Origin of the sequence: Pseudomonas sp. GWSMS-1, assembly GCF_049847425.1 — a bacterium.
Classification (GTDB): Bacteria; Pseudomonadota; Gammaproteobacteria; order Pseudomonadales; family Pseudomonadaceae; genus Aquipseudomonas.
The window spans coordinates 1926479-1942670 of the sequence record NZ_JBMHHV010000005.1 but is presented as its reverse complement, the minus strand read 5'-3'; the positions used below and the strand labels follow the sequence as shown (position 1 = coordinate 1942670).

16 protein-coding genes and 2 pseudogenes are annotated in these 16192 nt (G+C 58.2%); 14 read left to right on the top strand and 4 right to left on the bottom strand.

Annotated features, from left to right (window positions below):
• Positions 1-174: 174 nt before the first annotated feature.
• The 6 genes and pseudogenes from ACEPAJ_RS12640 to ACEPAJ_RS12615 all read left to right on the top strand — a co-directional run bounded on the left by ACEPAJ_RS12640 (position 175) and on the right by ACEPAJ_RS12615 (position 6341).
• Complete coding sequence (locus ACEPAJ_RS12640; protein WP_090253967.1) at positions 175-615, top strand: c-type cytochrome; 441 nt, start codon at positions 175-177, stop codon at positions 613-615.
• Positions 616-618: 3 nt separating this feature from the next.
• Positions 619-2049, top strand: coding sequence for a cbb3-type cytochrome c oxidase subunit I (locus tag ACEPAJ_RS12635; protein ID WP_090253964.1), 1431 nt, complete (start codon positions 619-621; stop codon positions 2047-2049).
• A gap of 108 nt (positions 2050-2157) precedes the next feature.
• Positions 2158-3999 (top strand): nitric oxide reductase activation protein NorD, encoded by a 1842-nt coding sequence (locus ACEPAJ_RS12630; protein ID WP_425915133.1) that lies wholly within the window; start codon positions 2158-2160, stop codon positions 3997-3999.
• 99 nt (positions 4000-4098) lie between these two features.
• Positions 4099-4716 carry a molybdenum cofactor guanylyltransferase MobA gene (mobA, locus tag ACEPAJ_RS12625; RefSeq protein WP_090254134.1) on the top strand — a complete coding sequence of 206 codons (618 nt, stop codon included), beginning with the start codon at positions 4099-4101 and terminating at the stop codon, positions 4714-4716.
• Positions 4703-5889 (top strand): annotated as a pseudogene (locus ACEPAJ_RS12620) (NnrS family protein). Before mobA ends, ACEPAJ_RS12620 begins: the two are co-directional and overlap by 14 nt.
• Before the next feature lie 11 nt (positions 5890-5900).
• Entirely contained in the window at positions 5901-6341 is a 441-nt protein-coding gene (locus ACEPAJ_RS12615; protein WP_090253959.1) for a CopD family copper resistance protein, read from the top strand.
• Between the two features lie 95 nt (positions 6342-6436).
• On the opposite strand, the gene ACEPAJ_RS12610 is transcribed toward ACEPAJ_RS12615, so the two are convergent.
• The 3 genes from ACEPAJ_RS12610 to ACEPAJ_RS12600 form a co-directional block, all read right to left on the bottom strand.
• Positions 6437-6784, bottom strand: coding sequence for a hypothetical protein (locus tag ACEPAJ_RS12610; RefSeq protein ID WP_090253957.1), 348 nt, complete (start codon positions 6782-6784; stop codon positions 6437-6439).
• 191 nt (positions 6785-6975) lie between these two features.
• Positions 6976-7659 carry an iron-sulfur cluster repair protein YtfE gene (ytfE, locus tag ACEPAJ_RS12605; RefSeq protein ID WP_090253955.1) on the bottom strand — a complete coding sequence of 228 codons (684 nt, stop codon included), beginning with the start codon at positions 7657-7659 and terminating at the stop codon, positions 6976-6978.
• 104 nt (positions 7660-7763) lie between these two features.
• Positions 7764-9316, bottom strand: a protein-coding gene (locus tag ACEPAJ_RS12600) for an IS3 family transposase (RefSeq protein WP_236299687.1) whose coding sequence is annotated in 2 segments (ribosomal slippage) — positions 7764-8854 and positions 8854-9316 — 1554 coding nt in all. Because the reading frame shifts where the segments join, the coding sequence is not laid out codon by codon here.
• 150 nt (positions 9317-9466) lie between these two features.
• Between ACEPAJ_RS12600 and norR the strand changes: the two are divergent.
• From norR to moaE, 5 genes and pseudogenes are all read left to right on the top strand, one after another.
• Positions 9467-10995, top strand: a pseudogene (gene norR / locus ACEPAJ_RS12595) (nitric oxide reductase transcriptional regulator NorR).
• Positions 10996-11011: 16 nt separating this feature from the next.
• On the top strand, positions 11012-11479 hold the full coding sequence (moaC, locus tag ACEPAJ_RS12590) for a cyclic pyranopterin monophosphate synthase MoaC (RefSeq protein ID WP_090253952.1): 468 nt from the start codon (positions 11012-11014) through the stop codon (positions 11477-11479).
• 66 nt (positions 11480-11545) lie between these two features.
• On the top strand, positions 11546-12193 hold the full coding sequence (pdxH, locus tag ACEPAJ_RS12585) for a pyridoxamine 5'-phosphate oxidase (RefSeq protein ID WP_090253951.1): 648 nt from the start codon (positions 11546-11548) through the stop codon (positions 12191-12193).
• Between the two features lie 19 nt (positions 12194-12212).
• Complete coding sequence (gene moaD, locus ACEPAJ_RS12580) at positions 12213-12461, top strand: molybdopterin converting factor subunit 1 (protein ID WP_090253949.1); 249 nt, start codon at positions 12213-12215, stop codon at positions 12459-12461.
• Position 12462: 1 nt separating this feature from the next.
• Positions 12463-12921, top strand: a complete 459-nt coding sequence (gene moaE / locus ACEPAJ_RS12575) for a molybdopterin synthase catalytic subunit MoaE (RefSeq protein ID WP_090253947.1) — start codon at positions 12463-12465, stop codon at positions 12919-12921.
• A gap of 7 nt (positions 12922-12928) precedes the next feature.
• On the opposite strand, the gene ACEPAJ_RS12570 is transcribed toward moaE, so the two are convergent.
• Positions 12929-13147 carry a DUF3079 domain-containing protein gene (locus ACEPAJ_RS12570; protein WP_090253945.1) on the bottom strand — a complete coding sequence of 73 codons (219 nt, stop codon included), beginning with the start codon at positions 13145-13147 and terminating at the stop codon, positions 12929-12931.
• A gap of 173 nt (positions 13148-13320) precedes the next feature.
• Between ACEPAJ_RS12570 and moaB the strand changes: the two genes are divergently transcribed.
• The 3 genes from moaB (at position 13321) to ubiU (ending at position 16185) form a co-directional block, all read left to right on the top strand.
• Positions 13321-13875: a molybdenum cofactor biosynthesis protein B gene (gene moaB / locus ACEPAJ_RS12565; protein WP_090253943.1), complete on the top strand. Its 555-nt coding sequence runs from the start codon at positions 13321-13323 to the stop codon at positions 13873-13875.
• Positions 13872-15110 carry a gephyrin-like molybdotransferase Glp gene (gene glp, locus ACEPAJ_RS12560; protein WP_425915129.1) on the top strand — a complete coding sequence of 413 codons (1239 nt, stop codon included), beginning with the start codon at positions 13872-13874 and terminating at the stop codon, positions 15108-15110. Before moaB ends, glp begins: the two co-directional genes overlap by 4 nt.
• 79 nt (positions 15111-15189) lie before the next feature.
• Positions 15190-16185: a ubiquinone anaerobic biosynthesis protein UbiU gene (gene ubiU / locus ACEPAJ_RS12555; RefSeq protein ID WP_090253939.1), complete on the top strand. Its 996-nt coding sequence runs from the start codon at positions 15190-15192 to the stop codon at positions 16183-16185.
• The last annotated feature ends 7 nt before the right edge of the window (positions 16186-16192 follow it).

Sequence of the window (16192 nt, the reverse complement as noted above, 5' to 3'; positions counted from 1 at the left end):
CATAGCACATAGTGCCCTGAATGCACGGCTGCCTTGTCCTGCTAGATATCAATCCCTCCTCCTCAACCCCGTCGTTATACCTGAGCATAACCATCGGATTTTCTTGATTGCCATCAAGCGGGTTTCGTTAGCAGGCTTTCTAGAATGGTCACGCCAAGCAAAGAGGAAGCGACCATGTCAGAGACCTTCACCAAGAGCATGGCCAGGAATATTTACTTTGGAGGGAGCGTGTTCTTCTTCCTGGTATTTCTGGCCCTGACCTATCACACAGAGCAGACCTTTCCAGAACGCAGCAACGAGTCAGAGATGAACGAGTCGGTGGTGCGCGGCAAAGCGGTCTGGGAAAACAACAACTGCATCGGCTGCCACAGCCTGCTGGGCGAGGGTGCCTACTTCGCGCCCGAACTGGGCAATGTGTTCACCCGGCGTGGCGAGGATGCGGCCTTCAAGCCGTTTCTGCATGCCTGGATGAAGGCGCAACCCCTGGGCATTCCGGGCCGCCGAGCGATGCCGCAATTCAACCTTAGCGAGCAAGAAGTGGACGATATGGCGGAGTTCCTTAAGTGGACTTCGAAGATCGATACCAACGACTGGCCGCCAAACAAGGAGGGCTGAGAGATGACCATCATGAACCCGCATCTCAAATTCCAATCGCAAGCAGTGGCCAAGCCGTACTTTGTGTTCGCCCTGATGCTATTCCTCGGGCAGATACTATTCGGTCTGATCATGGGTCTGCAGTATGTGGTCGGCGACTTCCTGTTCCCATTGATCCCCTTCAATGTGGCGCGGATGGTCCATACCAACCTGCTGATCGTATGGCTGCTATTCGGCTTTATGGGCGCTGCCTACTACCTGATTCCCGAGGAGGCGGACCGCGAGCTACACAGCCCGATGCTGGCGATGATCCTATTCTGGGTGTTCGCTGCCGCCGGTGTGCTGACCATTCTCGGCTACCTGTTCGTGCCTTATGCGGGCCTGGCCAAAATGACCGGCAACGATCTATTGCCGACCATGGGCCGTGAGTTCCTCGAGCAACCGACCATCACTAAAATCGGCATCGTGGTGGTAGCCCTGGGCTTCCTCTACAACATCGGCATGACCCTGCTCAAAGGTCGAAAAACCACTGTCAGCATGGTCATGATGACCGGACTGATCGGTTTGGCTGTGTTCTTCCTGTTCGCTTTCTATAACCCGGAAAACCTGGCGCGCGACAAGTACTACTGGTGGTTCGTGGTGCACCTGTGGGTGGAAGGGGTGTGGGAGTTGATCATGGGTGCGATGCTCGCCTTCGTGTTGATAAAGGTCACTGGTGTGGACCGTGAAGTGGTCGAGAAATGGCTGTACGTGATCATCGCCATGGCTCTGATCACCGGTATCCTCGGTACCGGTCACCACTTCTTCTGGATAGGTGCGCCCGAGGTCTGGCTGTGGGTCGGCTCGATCTTCTCTGCGATGGAGCCGATACCTTTCTTCGCCATGGTGTTGTTCGCTTTCACCATGGTCGGTAATCGGCGTCGGCAACACCCGAATCGTGCTGCCACCCTGTGGGCAAAGGGCACTACCGTGACAGCGTTCCTCGGCGCGGGCGTGTGGGGCTTCCTGCATACTTTGGCACCGGTGAACTATTACACCCACGGCTCGCAACTTACCGCAGCCCATGGTCACCTGGCGTTCTACGGGGCCTACGCGATGATCGTGATGACCATGATCAGCTACGCCATGCCACGTTTGCGCGGCCTTGGTGAGGCACCGGACGCGCGGGCGCAAACTGTCGAAATTTGGGGATTCTGGCTGATGACCCTGTCGATGGTGGCGATCACCCTGTTCCTTACCGCTGCAGGCGTGGTGCAGATTCAGTTGCAACGTTGGCCCACGGATGGCACCGCGCTGTCGTTTATGAACACCGTGGATCAGATGGCCGTGTTCTTCTGGTTGCGTCTGGCTGCCGGAGTGGTCTTTTTGATCGGTTTGCTCTGCTACCTGTTCAGCTTCAAGCAGCGCGGCCGTGCCACAGCCCGTGACGAAGCTGCGCTAGCCGTTTCGACTTGAGCGATGTGGCAGGTCGCTAGATAGATCTCGGCCCGGCTGGTACAGCGGGCCGTTTTTGCATTTGGCTGCGGGCCTTTGGCACGGAGCACAGCGAGCAAGGTGAACCAGATGGCTTTTACCATCGAAGTGGAAGAGTGGGTAGGCAGCGTTTGGCACCGCTTTATTACCCGGCGTGCCAGCCCTGACTTTCCCGAGGCGCGGGTTGAATTAGCCAGTATGCAACGGCCTTTGGCATTGCTATTTCGAGCCATGGGTGGCGCCAGCGGAGTCGGCGTGGCAGCCGCCAGCGCGCGCGACCTGCTGTTGCGGCGCAACCTGTTGCAGCAGGTGGCAGGTACCTGCAAGCAAATGTCTGTGGCCTGGTGTGATGCCAATAATCTTCGCCTGCCACCTAGTCTGGCAGTCTACCCTGAGGTCGCGCTGAATCAGGATCTCTATCGCTGGCTGGCGCTGCTGGCCGCGCAAGCGGGGGAGATGCGCCACTGGGCGCGGGACAACCAGCGCTGGACCCTGCAACTGCTGGAAACCTACCCGGCCATGCGCCCGCGCTACCAGCGGTTGGTCGAAGCCCACCTTCAATTGCGCCCGGATCCCGTTTCGTTGGCCAAGGATGAGGCCGAGCTGGAGATTGCACTTTGTCAGGCCCTGCGCGAACCGGGCAGTGTCGAGCATTTTCCCCGTAGCGAACTGGCCCCCTGGCCGTTGCCGCTGTGGCTGTACCCGGCGCAAAACCTCGGCGAACCCCAGGCCTGTGAACTGGGCGAAGAAAGCGAGGGCAACCTGCTGACCCCTCCGGGTGAAAGCCAGGGTGGTCCCAAGCGTGCCAAGCGGGTCGAGGAAAGTACCAGCAAGGGAGGCCTGCTGATCTTCCGCCTGGAGAACCTGTTCAGTTGGTCCGAGCATGTCGAACTGGATCGCTGTACGGACGACAGCGAAGACCTGGACGCTGCCCGTGTCGCCGAGGATCTCGACGAATTGGCCTTGTCCAAGCAACGCCTGCGCAAGGGAGGCGGGCTCAAGTTGCACCTCGACCTGCCGCCTGCGGATGTCGACGACATTCCCTTGGGCGAGGGCATCAAACTGCCGGAGTGGGACTATCGCAAGCAGAGCCTGTGCGAAAACTTCGTCAACCTGCAGATGATGGTGCCGCGCGGCAGCGAGCCGCAGTCGCTGCCTTTGCGTCTGGCACCGCTAGCCAAGCGCTTGCGTCGTCAGTTCGAGCACCTGCGCAACGATCGCCAGTGGCTGCGTCAGCAGCCCCAGGGCTCGGAGCTGGATATGCAGGCCTGGCTGGATTTTCATGTCGAGCGTCAGCATGGTCAGTGCGTCGAACGAGGTTTGTTTATGGAGCAGCGGCAAACTCGGCGCGACCTGGCCTGCCTGCTGCTGGCGGACGTTTCTATGTCCACCGACGCTCACCTGGACGACCAGCGCCGGGTGGTCGAGGTGATCAGCGACAGTCTGTTGCTGTTCGGTGAAACCCTGTCGACTCTGGGTGACAATTTCGCCCTCTATGGCTTCTCATCCTTGCGCCGTCAGCAGGTGCGCATGCTCGAACTAAAATCCTTTAAGCAGCGCTATGACGACAACACCCGTGGACGCATTCAGGCGCTCAAACCCGGCTATTACACCCGTATGGGCGCGGCCATACGCGAGGCCACTGTGCTGCTCGGTGCGTGCAGGCAGCGGCGCAAACTGCTGCTGTTGGTGACCGATGGCAAACCCAACGATCTGGATCTCTACGAAGGTCGTTATGGCGTCGAGGACACCCGCGAAGCGGTGCTGGAGGCGCGGCGTCAGGGCTTATTGCCGTTCTGCATCACCATCGACCAAAAAGCCGAGGACTATCTGCCCTATATGTTCGGTGCCAATGGCTACACGTTGATCCGCCAACCCGAGCAACTCTCTTTGCGCCTGCCGCAGCTGTATCGGCAGTTGACACAAAGCTGAGAGTTATCGGCCGCGTTGCAGTCGTTAGAAGTTGACCTTTATCAAGCGTCGTTATGCGGAGTGAGCGCATGATGCATGCTATTAGATGAGGTGTGGGGCATGCAGGTGAGCTTTTCAGGGCTGGTGCTCAGTGGAGGTCGGGGCAGCCGTATGGGTGGAGTCGACAAGGGCCTGGTGAACTGGCATGGCACGTCTATGGCCGAACAGGTTTGTCGACGGCTTGAGCCGTTGGTGTGTGAAGTGCTGGTGTCGTGCAACCGTAACCAGGCGCGTTACGCCGCATTTGCTACGCGTGTTCTGGGCGATACACAGCAAGATTACCCTGGCCCCTTGATGGGAATCTTGCAGGGACTGAGGGCGCTGCGTGGTTCGCATCTGCTCGTAGTGCCTTGCGATTTGCCGGCAATCAGCACGGCCTTGCTAGTGGGTCTGCAGTCTTTATCTCGAGCGCATCCTGAACGGCCCGTGGTGGTACGCCAGGGAGCGTTTTTGCAGCCCTTGGTGTGTGTGTTGCCGGGTACTCTAGGCAAGGTAGTGGAGGCTGCCTGGGCGGCAGGCGAGCGCAGCCCTGCTCATTTATGGCAGCAGTTGCAAGCCGTTGAGCTGCCTTGTACCGAAGATGATCCACAGCTGACCAATGTAAATACTCCGGTAGTGTTGGCTGCAGCTCTTGAACCCGTCAGACACAATAATCGGAGCACCTATGCAGGTTACTGATAAGCGCCGGGCCATGGCCATTACGCCTTTGTTACGTTTGGGCTTTCGGCCATTCTTTTTGTTTGGTGTGGTATTGGCTGCTCTGGCTATTCCACTCTGGGTGGTTGCCTGGCTTGGTGGTGCGTCTTTCCCCGCGCCGCAGGCGGGTTGGTTGGCCTGGCACCGGCATGAACTGGTGTTCGGTTTTGCCGGGGCCATTATTAGTGGCTTTCTACTAACGGCCGTGCAGACCTGGACCGGCCAGGCAAGTATTTCGGGCAGGCCGTTGGGGCTGTTGGCCGTGCTCTGGCTGTTGGGGCGGTTGAGCTGGTGGCTGCCCTCGGCTGAGGTGCTGCTGGCGCTGAATGTGCTGTTTTTGCTAGCCGTAGCGGCGGTCATGGCGCGGCTGTTATGGGCCGTTCGGCAACAGCGCAATTACCCGATCGTTGCGGTATTGCTGTTGTTGACGGCTGCCGACACCCTAACCCTGCTCGGCGTGCTGCAGCACAACGATGCCTGGCAGCATCAGGGCAGTCTGGCGGCGGTATGGCTTGTGGTGGCGATGATGACACTGATCGGCGGCCGAGTGATTCCGTTCTTCACTCAGCGAGGGTTGCTGCGTACAACAGCCGTGCAACCCTGGCCGTGGCTGGACTGGTCGTTGCTGTTGGGCAGCGTAGTGGCGGGTGTGCTTGCCGGTCTTGGTTGGTTTTCAATGCCGTCTGTAATGGCCGGTGTGTTGCTGATGTTGCTGGGCATTGGTCATGCTGTGCGCTTGTACCGCTGGTTTGATCGCGGTCTGTTGGGCGTGCCGCTGTTGTGGTCATTGCATCTGGCGTATACCTGGCTAGTGATTGGCTGTGTGGCCTTGGCATTGTGGCATTGGGGCGCGCCGATAACGGCCAGCCAGGCACTGCACGCACTGACGGTGGGTTCGGTCGGCGGGCTGATTCTGGCGATGCTGGCGCGGGTTTCGTTGGGCCACACGGGGCGTCCTCTGACATTACCCAAAGGCTTTTCCGTAGCGTTTGTGCTGCTTAACCTGGCCGCGCTGGCGCGTGTCGTTGGGTGTCGTTTGCCTACCAGCCGGCTTTGTGGATGGCGGCGTTGTGCTGGAGCCTGGCTTTTGCGCAGTACCTTTACTGCTACGGACCCATGCTGTGTCGCACCCGGGTTGATGGTCATCCGGGTTAAGGAGAAAGTGTCTGATGTATCTACTGCTTAAATTCGTGCACCTATGCGCTGCGGCGTTCTTTATTGGTGGCGTATTTTTTGAGGTGATGATCCTCAGTCGCGTTGCGCGTGAATTGCCGTCTGAGCCTCGGGAGCAATTATCCAAGGCCCTTGGGCAACGTGCGCGTGGAGTGATGCATTGGGTGATCATGGCGTTGTACGGCGCCGGGCTGGCTTTGGCCTGGAACTACCGCGCGGCGCTCGCAGAGCCTTTTGCCAGCAATTTTTCCACCATGCTCACCCTGAAAATATGCTTGGCATTGAGCATCCTTGGGCATTTTTTAGCGGTGGTTTGGCTGATGCGCACTGGACGTATGAATCCAGCGCGCTCACGTTTGATTCACTTGAGCGTGCTTACGCAAATGATCCTGATCATTTTTCTGGCCAAAGCAATGACCATCCTTACTTGGTGACTATCAGGTAGGCGTATCACGTCCGCCAGAATGTACAAGGCCCGCAGTCAGCGGGCCTTGGTGTTAGTGTGATGTAAAAATCCACGAGCCGTTGCTTAAAACAACGCGGGAAACGGCTTGGTGACTGCGTTCAAATGGCTGAGAAACAGGAACCCTGAAACCAGTACCGCGTTGATTGACCAGGCCACTGTGAGAAAGCGGGCAATCTGACCATATATAGGTTCACCGACATTATCGGCATTGCGCCAAACGACATTCAAAACCCAAGCGGTGTAAGCGACAAATACCAGTAACAATACCCCAAACTGCGGGGTGGCCACTTGGTTGAAGGCCAGCATGATTGAGCCAAACAGCACATGGCTGATGGCCACGCCATAAAGCCAGAAGGCTATCCACAGTGGTGTGTCTCCGGGTGCATTCAAGGCTTCTTGAAGCTTGTTCATCTCACTTACCTCTCAAGGTTGCGGATTGTCTTTGTAAATCGACGTCGCACCGTTATGAACGTGATTTGTCTGTTATTTACACCTCTTCATTACAGCCTAGCGCGTATTGTGAGATTTCCCAGACGCGCTGATGGATACTTAAAAACGTTCCAGCCAAACCACACGATCGTTCAGCTGGAAAGGTTGCCTATTTAGCGATTTAGACCTTCTTCGTCGAGTGCTCGTTGGAACAGCAGGTTGTTTTCCAGGTGAATGTGCTGCATCAGGTCAACGCGCAGTTCATGGAGGCCGCGATACAGCGCACGCCAGGTGTTACAGGCTTCGCTGGGTGGTTGCATGTTGTCAGTCAGTATGACGATGCTCTCCAGGGCGTCACCGTGTTGATTGTGTTCATAGCGCATAACCGCAATAGGCCCGCCGACTAATGGGTGGTCGCCCTGTTTGATCATGGGGAAAAGAATCTGCTCTTCTTTTTGCATATGGCTTTCCAATTCCTGCTGCATGCTCAGCAGCAAATCAGTCAAGCCGCGCGGACAATGTTCCCGAGCACCGTGCACTTGTTCGACCCTTGCGGCCAGACGGATTAGCTCTGGTAACTGCTGCCGATGTGCTGCGTGGTAGCGCTCTAGTAAGTGCTCAATCAGTTGCGCATTGGAAGCCTCATGCCAGTCGTGTTGGTGAGGCTCGTCCGGGCTTAGGGCCAGCAGCTGATCTTCTACCTGCAGTGCATCGATGCCGTTTTCCAGCGCGGCCTGACGCAGAGTTTTCTGTCCTCCGCAGCAAAAGTCGAGATGGAAGGTGTGAAAAACCCGTGTGGCTCCGGGGATTCGGCTGGCTAGGCTGCCGAGGGTATGGTCGAGCAATTGAGCAGTCATGAAGCACTCCTTATCAGGTTGAATACTGAGTGTGCTATCGCAACTCTCATGCCGAGTTCAGGCTTGCGGCGTTTTGCAAGGTAGTTGTCGCGTCAGCCGTGTTTTTAAGCTGCTATTTTCAGTGCCGGCTGCTCCCTTTCCGGGTTGAGTGTGACGGTGCCGATTGGTTGCCAATTTCGCGTTGCACCTGACCAGCGATGCGGGTGTTTAAAACGGGCTTGCTGATACAGCACATGACGCTTGGCCAGCACCTCTTGATCCTCTCCACGATGGCGCTGCGCCGGGGTCACGAAGCGGATGCGGCTGTGGCGGTGCTCATGGTTGTACCAGCGGATAAAGTCGCGCACCCAGCTGCGTGCTGCGTCCAAATCGGCAAAGCCATCCTGCGGCCATTGCGGGCAGTATTTCAGGGTTCTAAACAGCGATTCTGAGTAGGGATTGTCGTTGCTCACCCGCGGTCGTCCGCGCGAGGGGGTGATGCCCAGATCGTACAACTTGCTCAGCAGTGTCACCGATTTCATCGGCGCGCCGTTGTCCGAGTGCAGCACCAAGGGTTGGCCCACGCAGCGCTCGCCGAGCACGGTACGCTGCATCAGTTCGGCCGCACGCTCGCCGCTTTCTTGCTCGTAAACCTCCCAGCCCACGGCCTTGCGGCTGTAGATGTCCTCGATCAAATACAGGTAGTAATACTGCCCGCGCACCGGCGATTGCAGATAGGTGATGTCCCATGACCAGACCTGGTTACTCTTCGTTGCACTGTGCGTGGTCGGCGCGGCGTGCCTCTGCGGCGCATGGCTGCGGCCGCGTTGGTGCTGCTGATCGGCGGCCTTGAGGACACGGTAAAAGGTGGCCTCTGAGGCCAGGTAACGGCCTTGGTCGGCCAGCCTTGGCACGATCTGGCTCGGCGGCAAGCTGGCGAATGGCGGGCTGTTGCACACCTCCAGAATGGCGCGGCGCTCATCAGGACTCAGGGCGTTGAGCGGCCGTGGACGTAGCGTGGTCGTGCGCTCATCGGCCTGTATAACAGGCATCAGCGCCCAGCGTTGCAGGCTGCGCAGCGACAGGCCAATCTCTGCGCAGGCCACCGCCTTGCGCGCGCCAGAGGCGACGGCATGGTTAAAGCGTTCAACGAGTTGTTGCCGTTCTGGCAGCGAGGTCAAACGTCCTCGCTGTCGTTTCCCCAGAAGGCATTCATCTTTTTTCTCAGTACCAATATGGCGGCGGTTTCCGCCAGCGCCTTGTCCTTGCGCCGCAACTCGCGCTCCAGTTCGGTAATGCGTTTCTTGTCGGCCCGTGCTTGATCTCGCTCTGCCTTGAGCTGCGCTTTGGCGGACATCTGGCCCGTGATGCAGGCTTGGCGCCACGCGCTGATTTGCTCGGGGTACAAGCCCTTGCTGCGGCAGTATTCGCTGAGCTCGATCTCGCTCAAGGCAGCGGCATGTAGCACAGCCGCAAACTTAGCTTCGGCCGGCCAGTCATCGGCGTTGTTCTTGTCTCCGGGCACTACCGCGCCTCCTGCTTTGAGCTTTGTGCGCCAAGCATACAGGGTGGCTTGGGAGATGCCTTCTTGGCGCGACAACTCGGCCACGGACATGTTTTGCGGCGGCAGTAATTTACGGATAAGGGCCGCTTTACGCTCAGGTGAATAGCTCGACATTACAGCTCTCTTTGACGCCCCCGATCTATCGTTTTGATAAATCAGCTCAGGCGACAACTAGCCTGACACCGGGGGCTTGATGCAAATCAAAGGTTTGCAGGTATTAGAGGTTTAATCTACTAGGCATCTTCAAGGTGCCCGGTACCTGAAATGGTAAATTTGACCCCGCTGCAGAGTGGCCTGTTGGCCGATCTGGCCAGTGAATTACCGCCGGCCATTCGCATGCAGCGTTTGGTCGCTTGCCTGCGTGCAGAGTTCGCCTGCAGTGCCGTAGTGCTAATGCGTTTGGACGGAGAAAGCCTGCGCCCGCAGGCGGCGGTGGGGTTGGCCCATGAGGTGCTTGGGCGCAGCTTTAGCCTTGCGCGCCACCCTCGTCTGGCGCAGATACTGGCGCAGCGCGAACCCTTACAATTCGAAGCGGACAGCGATCTTCCAGACCCTTTTGACGGTTTGTTCGCAGACAACCCCGATGAACCCCTGCCGGTGCATGATTGCATGGGTATGAGCCTTTATTTGGAAGGCAGTTTGTGGGGCGCGGTGACATTTGATGCGCTCAAGCCCGGGCACTTCAATAGCCATGCCCGCCAGCGTTTGCAGAGTTACATCTGGCTGCTTGAAACTAGTTTGCGCGTCAGTCGGTTGGAAGGTGAAGTGCGTAGTTTGCGTCTGGCCCGGGGGAGCATGTGGACGATAGCGGCGACACCCAGTCGATGATTCTGGGTAGCAGCGCGGTGCTGCGCGAACTGCTCGATGAGTTGGGTGTAGTAGCTGACTCCGACCTGCCCGTGCTGCTACAAGGTGAAACCGGTGTGGGCAAAGAGCTATTTGCCCGTTGGCTACACGCGCATTCGCCCCGTGCGCGCAAACCGCTGGTGTATGTGAACTGCGCTGCGTTGCCGGAAACCCTAGCTGAAAGTGAATTGTTTGGACATACCCGCGGCGCCTTCTCTGGCGCGGGGCAAGATCGTCCCGGCCGCTTTGAGGCCGCAAATGGCGGCACTTTGTTTCTCGATGAAATTGGCGAGCTGCCCCTGTCTATTCAGGCCAAGTTGTTGAGAGCGTTGCAAAACGGTGAGATCCAGCGTTTAGGTGCTGACCAGCCGCGGCATGTCGATGTGCGGGTTATTGCGGCTACCAATCGACGGTTGTGGGAGGAGGTGCGTGAAGGGCGTTTCCGTCCCGACCTCTATCACCGTCTTTCAGTATACCCGGTGCATATTCCGCCGCTGCGTGAGCGCGGCCGTGATGTGTTGGAGCTTGCGGGACACTTTCTGGAACTCAACCGTGCCCGGCTTGGTCTGCGCTGTTTGCGTCTGTCCGGCGATGCAGAGCGCGTACTGCTGAACTACGAATGGCCCGGAAATGTGCGTGAGCTGGAGCATGTGATCAGTCGGGCAGCGCTCAAGGTACTCAGCCAGGCGCAATCACGCACCGCGCTGCTGAGCATCGAAGTGCCCTGGCTGGGGCTGGACAACGCCCCTGTCAGTGGGCAAAAACAGGTGCCCGTCCAGCTGTCCAGTTGCGTCGAAGCAATGCACACAGCGATGGGGCATTTCCAGCGCGAGCTGATCAGCGCCACTTTGACGCGCTGTCAGGGTAAGTGGGCTGCGGCTGCCCGTGATTTGCAGATGGACCCGAGCAACCTGCGCAAACTGGCGCGTCGTCTCAATCTGATCTGACCCATGAGGAACCACAATGCTGACTCACCTTGATGCCCAGGGCCGCGCCAATATGGTCGACGTCTCCGACAAGCAACCGACCACCCGTGACGCCTTGGCTGAAGCCCGTGTGCGCATGCTACCGACCACCTTGCAGATGATCGTCGCCGGCGGTCACCCCAAAGGCGATGTATTTGCCGTGGCGCGGATTGCCGGCATCCAGGCGGCCAAGAAAACCGCAGACCTGATCCCTTTATGCCATTCGCTAATGCTGAGCAGTGTCAACGTCGAGTTACAGGCTGAGGGCGATGACTGTGTACGCATTAGGGCGCGCTGCAAATTGACCGGACAGACCGGGGTGGAAATGGAGGCATTGGCCGCCGCCAGCATCGCCGCGCTGACCATTTATGACATGTGCAAAGCAGTGGATCGGGGCATGCAAATAGAGTCTGTGCGTCTGCTTGAAAAAAGTGGCGGCGCCTCCGGAGATTTTTCTGCACCTTGAGTTTCATCAAGACGCGCATGTGGCGAACTGTTGATATGGGCACACCGTCAATCTGGAGCCATTGTCATGAGTGAGTACTTGCAAAATATGCGGCGCAATTACCAGTGTGATGCTCTTTTAGAGAGTCAATTAGGTGACGAGCCAGTCAGTCTTTTGCAGGCTTGGTTACTCCAGGCCATTGAGTATGAGGTGGCTCCTGTGGAGGCCAATGCGATGTTCTTAGCCAGCGTTGACGGCTATGGCCGGCCACATGGTCGAGTGGTTCTACTTAAAGCACTGGAGGCCGAGGGGCTGATCTTTTACAGCCACTATGGCAGTGCCAAAGGTGTAGATTTCGTGCTGAACCCATATGCCGCCGCGACCTTTCATTGGCCAGGACTAGAGCGTCAAGTGCGTGTAGAGGGGGTGATTGAAAGAGTCACCGCCGATGAATCGGACCGTTATTTTCACAGCCGGCCATTGCTCAGCCGTTTAGCGTGTATTGCCAGTCCGCAGAGTCAGCCTGTTGCCAGTCGTGATGAGCTGGAATCACGGATGGATCAGGTTCAGCAGCAGCACGTGCAAAGCGTCCCCGCCCGTCCTCAGGACTGGGGTGGTTATCGCCTATCGATGCAGCGGATCGAGTTCTGGCAAGGTCGCCCTGATCGCCTACATGATCGTATCAATTATCTAAAGCAAGATTCGGGCTGGAGCCGCGAACGCCTGGCTCCCTAACAATTTAAGGAAGTCACTCATGCTCACCATTCATTACTTTGCTCGTTACCGCGAACAATTAGGTTTAGAACACGAACAGCTGGCCTGGCAACCCGCGCTGACGACCATTGGTGCGCTGCGCGAACTGTTGGTTGTGCGAGGCGGTTGTTGGGTCGAGCTGGCTGCTAATAACTTGATGTGCGCGCGCAATCAAGAGCTGTGTAATCTCAATGAATCGTTGAGTGACGGCGACGACGTGGCCTTCTTTCCGCCTGTGACCGGAGGTTGAAATGAGTATTGTGGTGCGCGGCGAACTGTTCGACGGTGGTGAGCTGCTCAATGCCATGCACGGTCGTCATCAAGGTGTCGGGGCAGTGGTCAGCTTTGTCGGTTATGTGCGTGATTACAACGAAGCGCATGCTGTGCATGGGCTGTTTCTAGAACACTACCCGGGCATGACAGAAAAAGCCCTCGCAGCAATCGAGACTGAGGCCCGCGCACGCTGGCCCTTGTTTACGGTGGAAATTGTGCACCGTGTTGGGCTGTTATTGCCCAGCGCACCAATCGTGTTTGTTGGGGTCAGCAGCGCGCATCGGCAAGCGGCGTTCGAGGCCTGTGCTTTTATCATGGACTACCTGAAAACCCGCGCCCCGTTTTGGAAGAAAGAGCACAACGGCATTACGCAGCAATGGGTTGAGGCGCGTGCCAGCGATCAGCACGCCGCGCAGCGTTGGAGTGGTGAAACCTAATGGCGGATTAAGGTGTTTTCTGATCACGCTTAGGCTTTGCGCTGTCGTCCGGTGGTTCAATGCCCCACTCGCCACCCAGCTGCCAGTCATCCCCGAACATTTCCATGGGGTGCATGGTGCGCTCTGAGCCGTTACCGCAAGCCAAATCATCTTTCGCGCAGTAGCGGTCGCAGCCCCAGCAGATGCGTTCCGGATGTTTGGGTTGCAGGGGGAATATTTTGCTCACAGGGCAGTCCCTCTAGGCCAGCATATGCACTCAGGTTAGGCCCCTGCCGGGGTTGAGCCTTGATCTCGATCAAGTCTGCACAGATTGCCCATGGGGCATACCTCCAACGGGGAATGGGCGTGCTTGTGCGGACGGTGCAGGCTGCGCGCAAGAAACTCTTGGAGGTTTGCATCATGGCCCATTTATCCAGCGACGTATTTCACTCATTGCGTATTGCAGTGCTCACCGTCAGCGATACTCGTACCTTGGCTACCGACACATCGGGCCTAACTTTAATCGAAGGCCTGGAATCGGCGGGTCATGCCCTGTTCGAGCGCGCCATTGTGCCGGATGACATCTGGCAGATCCGTGCGCGCCTTTGCACCTGGATTGCCGACCCATTGGTGCAAGCGGTGTTGATCACTGGCGGTACTGGTTTCACTGCGCGCGACAACACCCCGCAGGCGGTGATGCCTTTGCTAGATAAATCGGTGGACGGTTTTGGCGAGTTGTTCCGTCAGGTATCGCTTGCGGAAATCGGTACCTCCACTGTGCAGTCTCGCGCGCTGGCAGGTATCAGCAATGGCACGTTGGTGTGCTGCGTACCGGGATCGCCGGGCGCATGTCGCACCGCTTGGAACAAGATTCTGCTGGAGCAACTGGATAGCCGTACGAGGCCGTGCAATTTTGTCCCGCACCTCAAACAGCTACCGCAACAACCGGTCAGCGCTTGCGGTAGTCGGTCATGAGTGCCTGCGGTTGTGATGCGCATGGCCAAAGCTTACGTCCAGTTGATCAGGCCATCGCCGAGCTACTGACCCGTGTGCCTACCGCGCTGCCTAGAGAGCGCGTCGCGCTGAGTGAGGCCGCCGGCAGGGTGCTCGCCGAGGATGTGCGAGCGCCTTGGCCAATGCCCGCGTGGGACAACAGCGCCATGGATGGTTATGCACTACGTGCTGCAGATGTGCCTGCTCAAGGTGCCTGGCTACCCCTGGCCGGGCGCATTGCGGCGGGCGACAGCGCCTTGTATGCGCTACCTGCTGGGCATGCGGTGCGTATTTTCACCGGTGCACCGCTGCCGCCCGGCGCCGACAGTGTGGTGGCGCAGGAGCAGGCCGAAGAGGAGGGCGTTACTGTGCGTGTGCCCGCGACCGAGTTGGGCAGCCATGTACGCCGTTGCGGCGAGGAATTTGCCGTAGACAGCTGCGTGCTGAAGGTAGGGCAGCGTTTGCGCCCGCAAGAGTTGGGGCTACTGGCTAGCCTGGGCGTTGCCGAGGTATTGGTGTATCGGCGCCTGCGCGTGTGCTTATTGAGCAGTGGCAATGAGTTGCGCGAACCGGGCGAAGCGCTCCAGGCCGGACAAATCTACAATGCCAACCGCTACAGCATCGCAGCCATTTTGCGTGGTCTGGGCTGTGATGTGGATGACAGTGTGCTGCTGATCGACGAGCTGGATGCCAGCTGCGCGGCGTTGCGTTTGGCTGCTGCGCAGTGTGATGTGTTGATCAGCACCGGTGGGGTGTCGGTGGGCGAGGAGGATCACCTCAAGCAGGCTGTCAGTGAATTGGGCGAGTTGCAGCTGTGGCGGTTGGCGATCCAGCCAGGCAAGCCGCTGGCGTTCGGCCATATCTGCGGCACACCCTGGATTGGCTTGCCGGGCAACCCGGCAGCGGCGCTGATTACCGCCCTGGTGGTGGCACGGCCTTTTCTGCTGCGCGCTCAAGGTTGTCGTGAGGTTATGCCGCAGCCGCTGCGTATTGCGGCCGGTTTCACTTGGAGCAAGGCCAATAGCCGCCGGCAGTACTTGCGTGCGCGTTTGCAGCTGTCCGCGGGGCAACTGTGCGCGGTGCCGCATGCCAAGCAAGGTTCGGCAATGCTCACCGCCGCTTGCTGGGCTGATGGCCTGGCGATTGTCGAGTGTCAGCGCACTTTGGTGGAGGGTGAGCTAATTGACTTTCTGCTCTTTGACAGTTTGTTGCACTGAACCGACTTGACCAGCGTCAAGGGGCAATCCTGGCGAGCACCCTAGAGTGTCGTCACGCTTTTAGACAGAGGGTTTCAGCATGCATCTGGTATGTCCGGCGGGCAGTTTGCCCGCCCTCAAGGCGGCCTTGCAGCAAGGTGCGGACGCTATTTATGTAGGTTTTCGTGATGACACCAATGCCCGCCATTTTGCCGGCCTTAACTTCGATGACAAGCAGCTGGATAACGGCCTGCAATTGATTCGTCAGCGTGGCAAGCAGCTTTATGTGGCGGTCAATACCTATGCTCAGCCGCAAGGTTGGACGCGTTGGCAGCGGGCTGTCGATCAAGCCGCTGATTTGGGTGTGGATGCACTGATTGCTGCCGATCCAGGTGTGCTGGCCTACGCCAGCCGGCGTTATCCTGATCTCAATTTGCACTTGTCCGTGCAGGGATCAGCCACAAATGTTGCCGCGCTGACGTTCTACCAAAAGCGTTACAACATCCGCCGTGCGGTATTACCGCGTGTGCTGTCGTTGGCGCAGGTGGGCCAAGTGGCGGAAAAAAGCACGGTGCCGCTGGAGGTTTTCGCCTTCGGCAGCCTGTGCATTATGGCCGAGGGGCGTTGCCATTTGTCGTCCTACGTCACGGGTGAATCGCCCAACTTATGCGGCGTGTGTTCGCCGGCTAAAGCGGTGCGTTGGCAAGAGGATACCGATGGGCTTAGCTCGCGCCTCGGAGGTGTGCTGATTGATCGTTACAGCCCTGGGGAGCCGGCGGGTTACCCAACCCTGTGCAAGGGACGCTTTATGGTCAACGGCCAGCGTTTCCACGCCTTGGAAGAACCGACCAGTCTGAATACCCTGGACCTAATTCCGCAACTGGCGCAAATCGGCATTGCCGCTGTGAAAATTGAAGGCCGCCAGCGCAGCCCTGCGTATGTCGAACAAGTCACTCGCGTATGGCGCGCTGCACTGGATGCTCACGCCAAGGCTCCTGCGCATTTCAGTGTGTTACCGCAATGGCGCAGTGCGCTCGATACGTTGTCGGAAGGCAGCCAAAGCACTCTGGGTGCCTACCATCGTTCCTGGCAGTGAGGCGGTT

Bases quoted from the DNA above. Each gene is read 5' to 3' on its own strand.
- pdxH (WP_090253951.1), top strand. From the start codon at position 11,546: ATGAGTGAGTACTTGCAAAATATGCGGCGCAATTACCAGTGTGATGCT.
- ACEPAJ_RS12640 (WP_090253967.1), top strand. From the start codon at position 175: ATGTCAGAGACCTTCACCAAGAGCATGGCCAGGAATATTTACTTTGGA.
- moaD (WP_090253949.1), top strand. From the start codon at position 12,213: ATGCTCACCATTCATTACTTTGCTCGTTACCGCGAACAATTAGGTTTA.
- moaE (WP_090253947.1), top strand. From the start codon at position 12,463: ATGAGTATTGTGGTGCGCGGCGAACTGTTCGACGGTGGTGAGCTGCTC.
- ytfE (WP_090253955.1), bottom strand. From the start codon at position 7,659: ATGACTGCTCAATTGCTCGACCATACCCTCGGCAGCCTAGCCAGCCGA.
- ubiU (WP_090253939.1), top strand. From the start codon at position 15,190: ATGCATCTGGTATGTCCGGCGGGCAGTTTGCCCGCCCTCAAGGCGGCC.
- ACEPAJ_RS12635 (WP_090253964.1), top strand. From the start codon at position 619: ATGACCATCATGAACCCGCATCTCAAATTCCAATCGCAAGCAGTGGCC.
- ACEPAJ_RS12610 (WP_090253957.1), bottom strand. From the start codon at position 6,784: ATGAACAAGCTTCAAGAAGCCTTGAATGCACCCGGAGACACACCACTG.
- moaC (WP_090253952.1), top strand. From the start codon at position 11,012: ATGCTGACTCACCTTGATGCCCAGGGCCGCGCCAATATGGTCGACGTC.
- mobA (WP_090254134.1), top strand. From the start codon at position 4,099: ATGCAGGTGAGCTTTTCAGGGCTGGTGCTCAGTGGAGGTCGGGGCAGC.
- ACEPAJ_RS12630 (WP_425915133.1), top strand. From the start codon at position 2,158: ATGGCTTTTACCATCGAAGTGGAAGAGTGGGTAGGCAGCGTTTGGCAC.
- glp (WP_425915129.1), top strand. From the start codon at position 13,872: ATGAGTGCCTGCGGTTGTGATGCGCATGGCCAAAGCTTACGTCCAGTT.
- moaB (WP_090253943.1), top strand. From the start codon at position 13,321: ATGGCCCATTTATCCAGCGACGTATTTCACTCATTGCGTATTGCAGTG.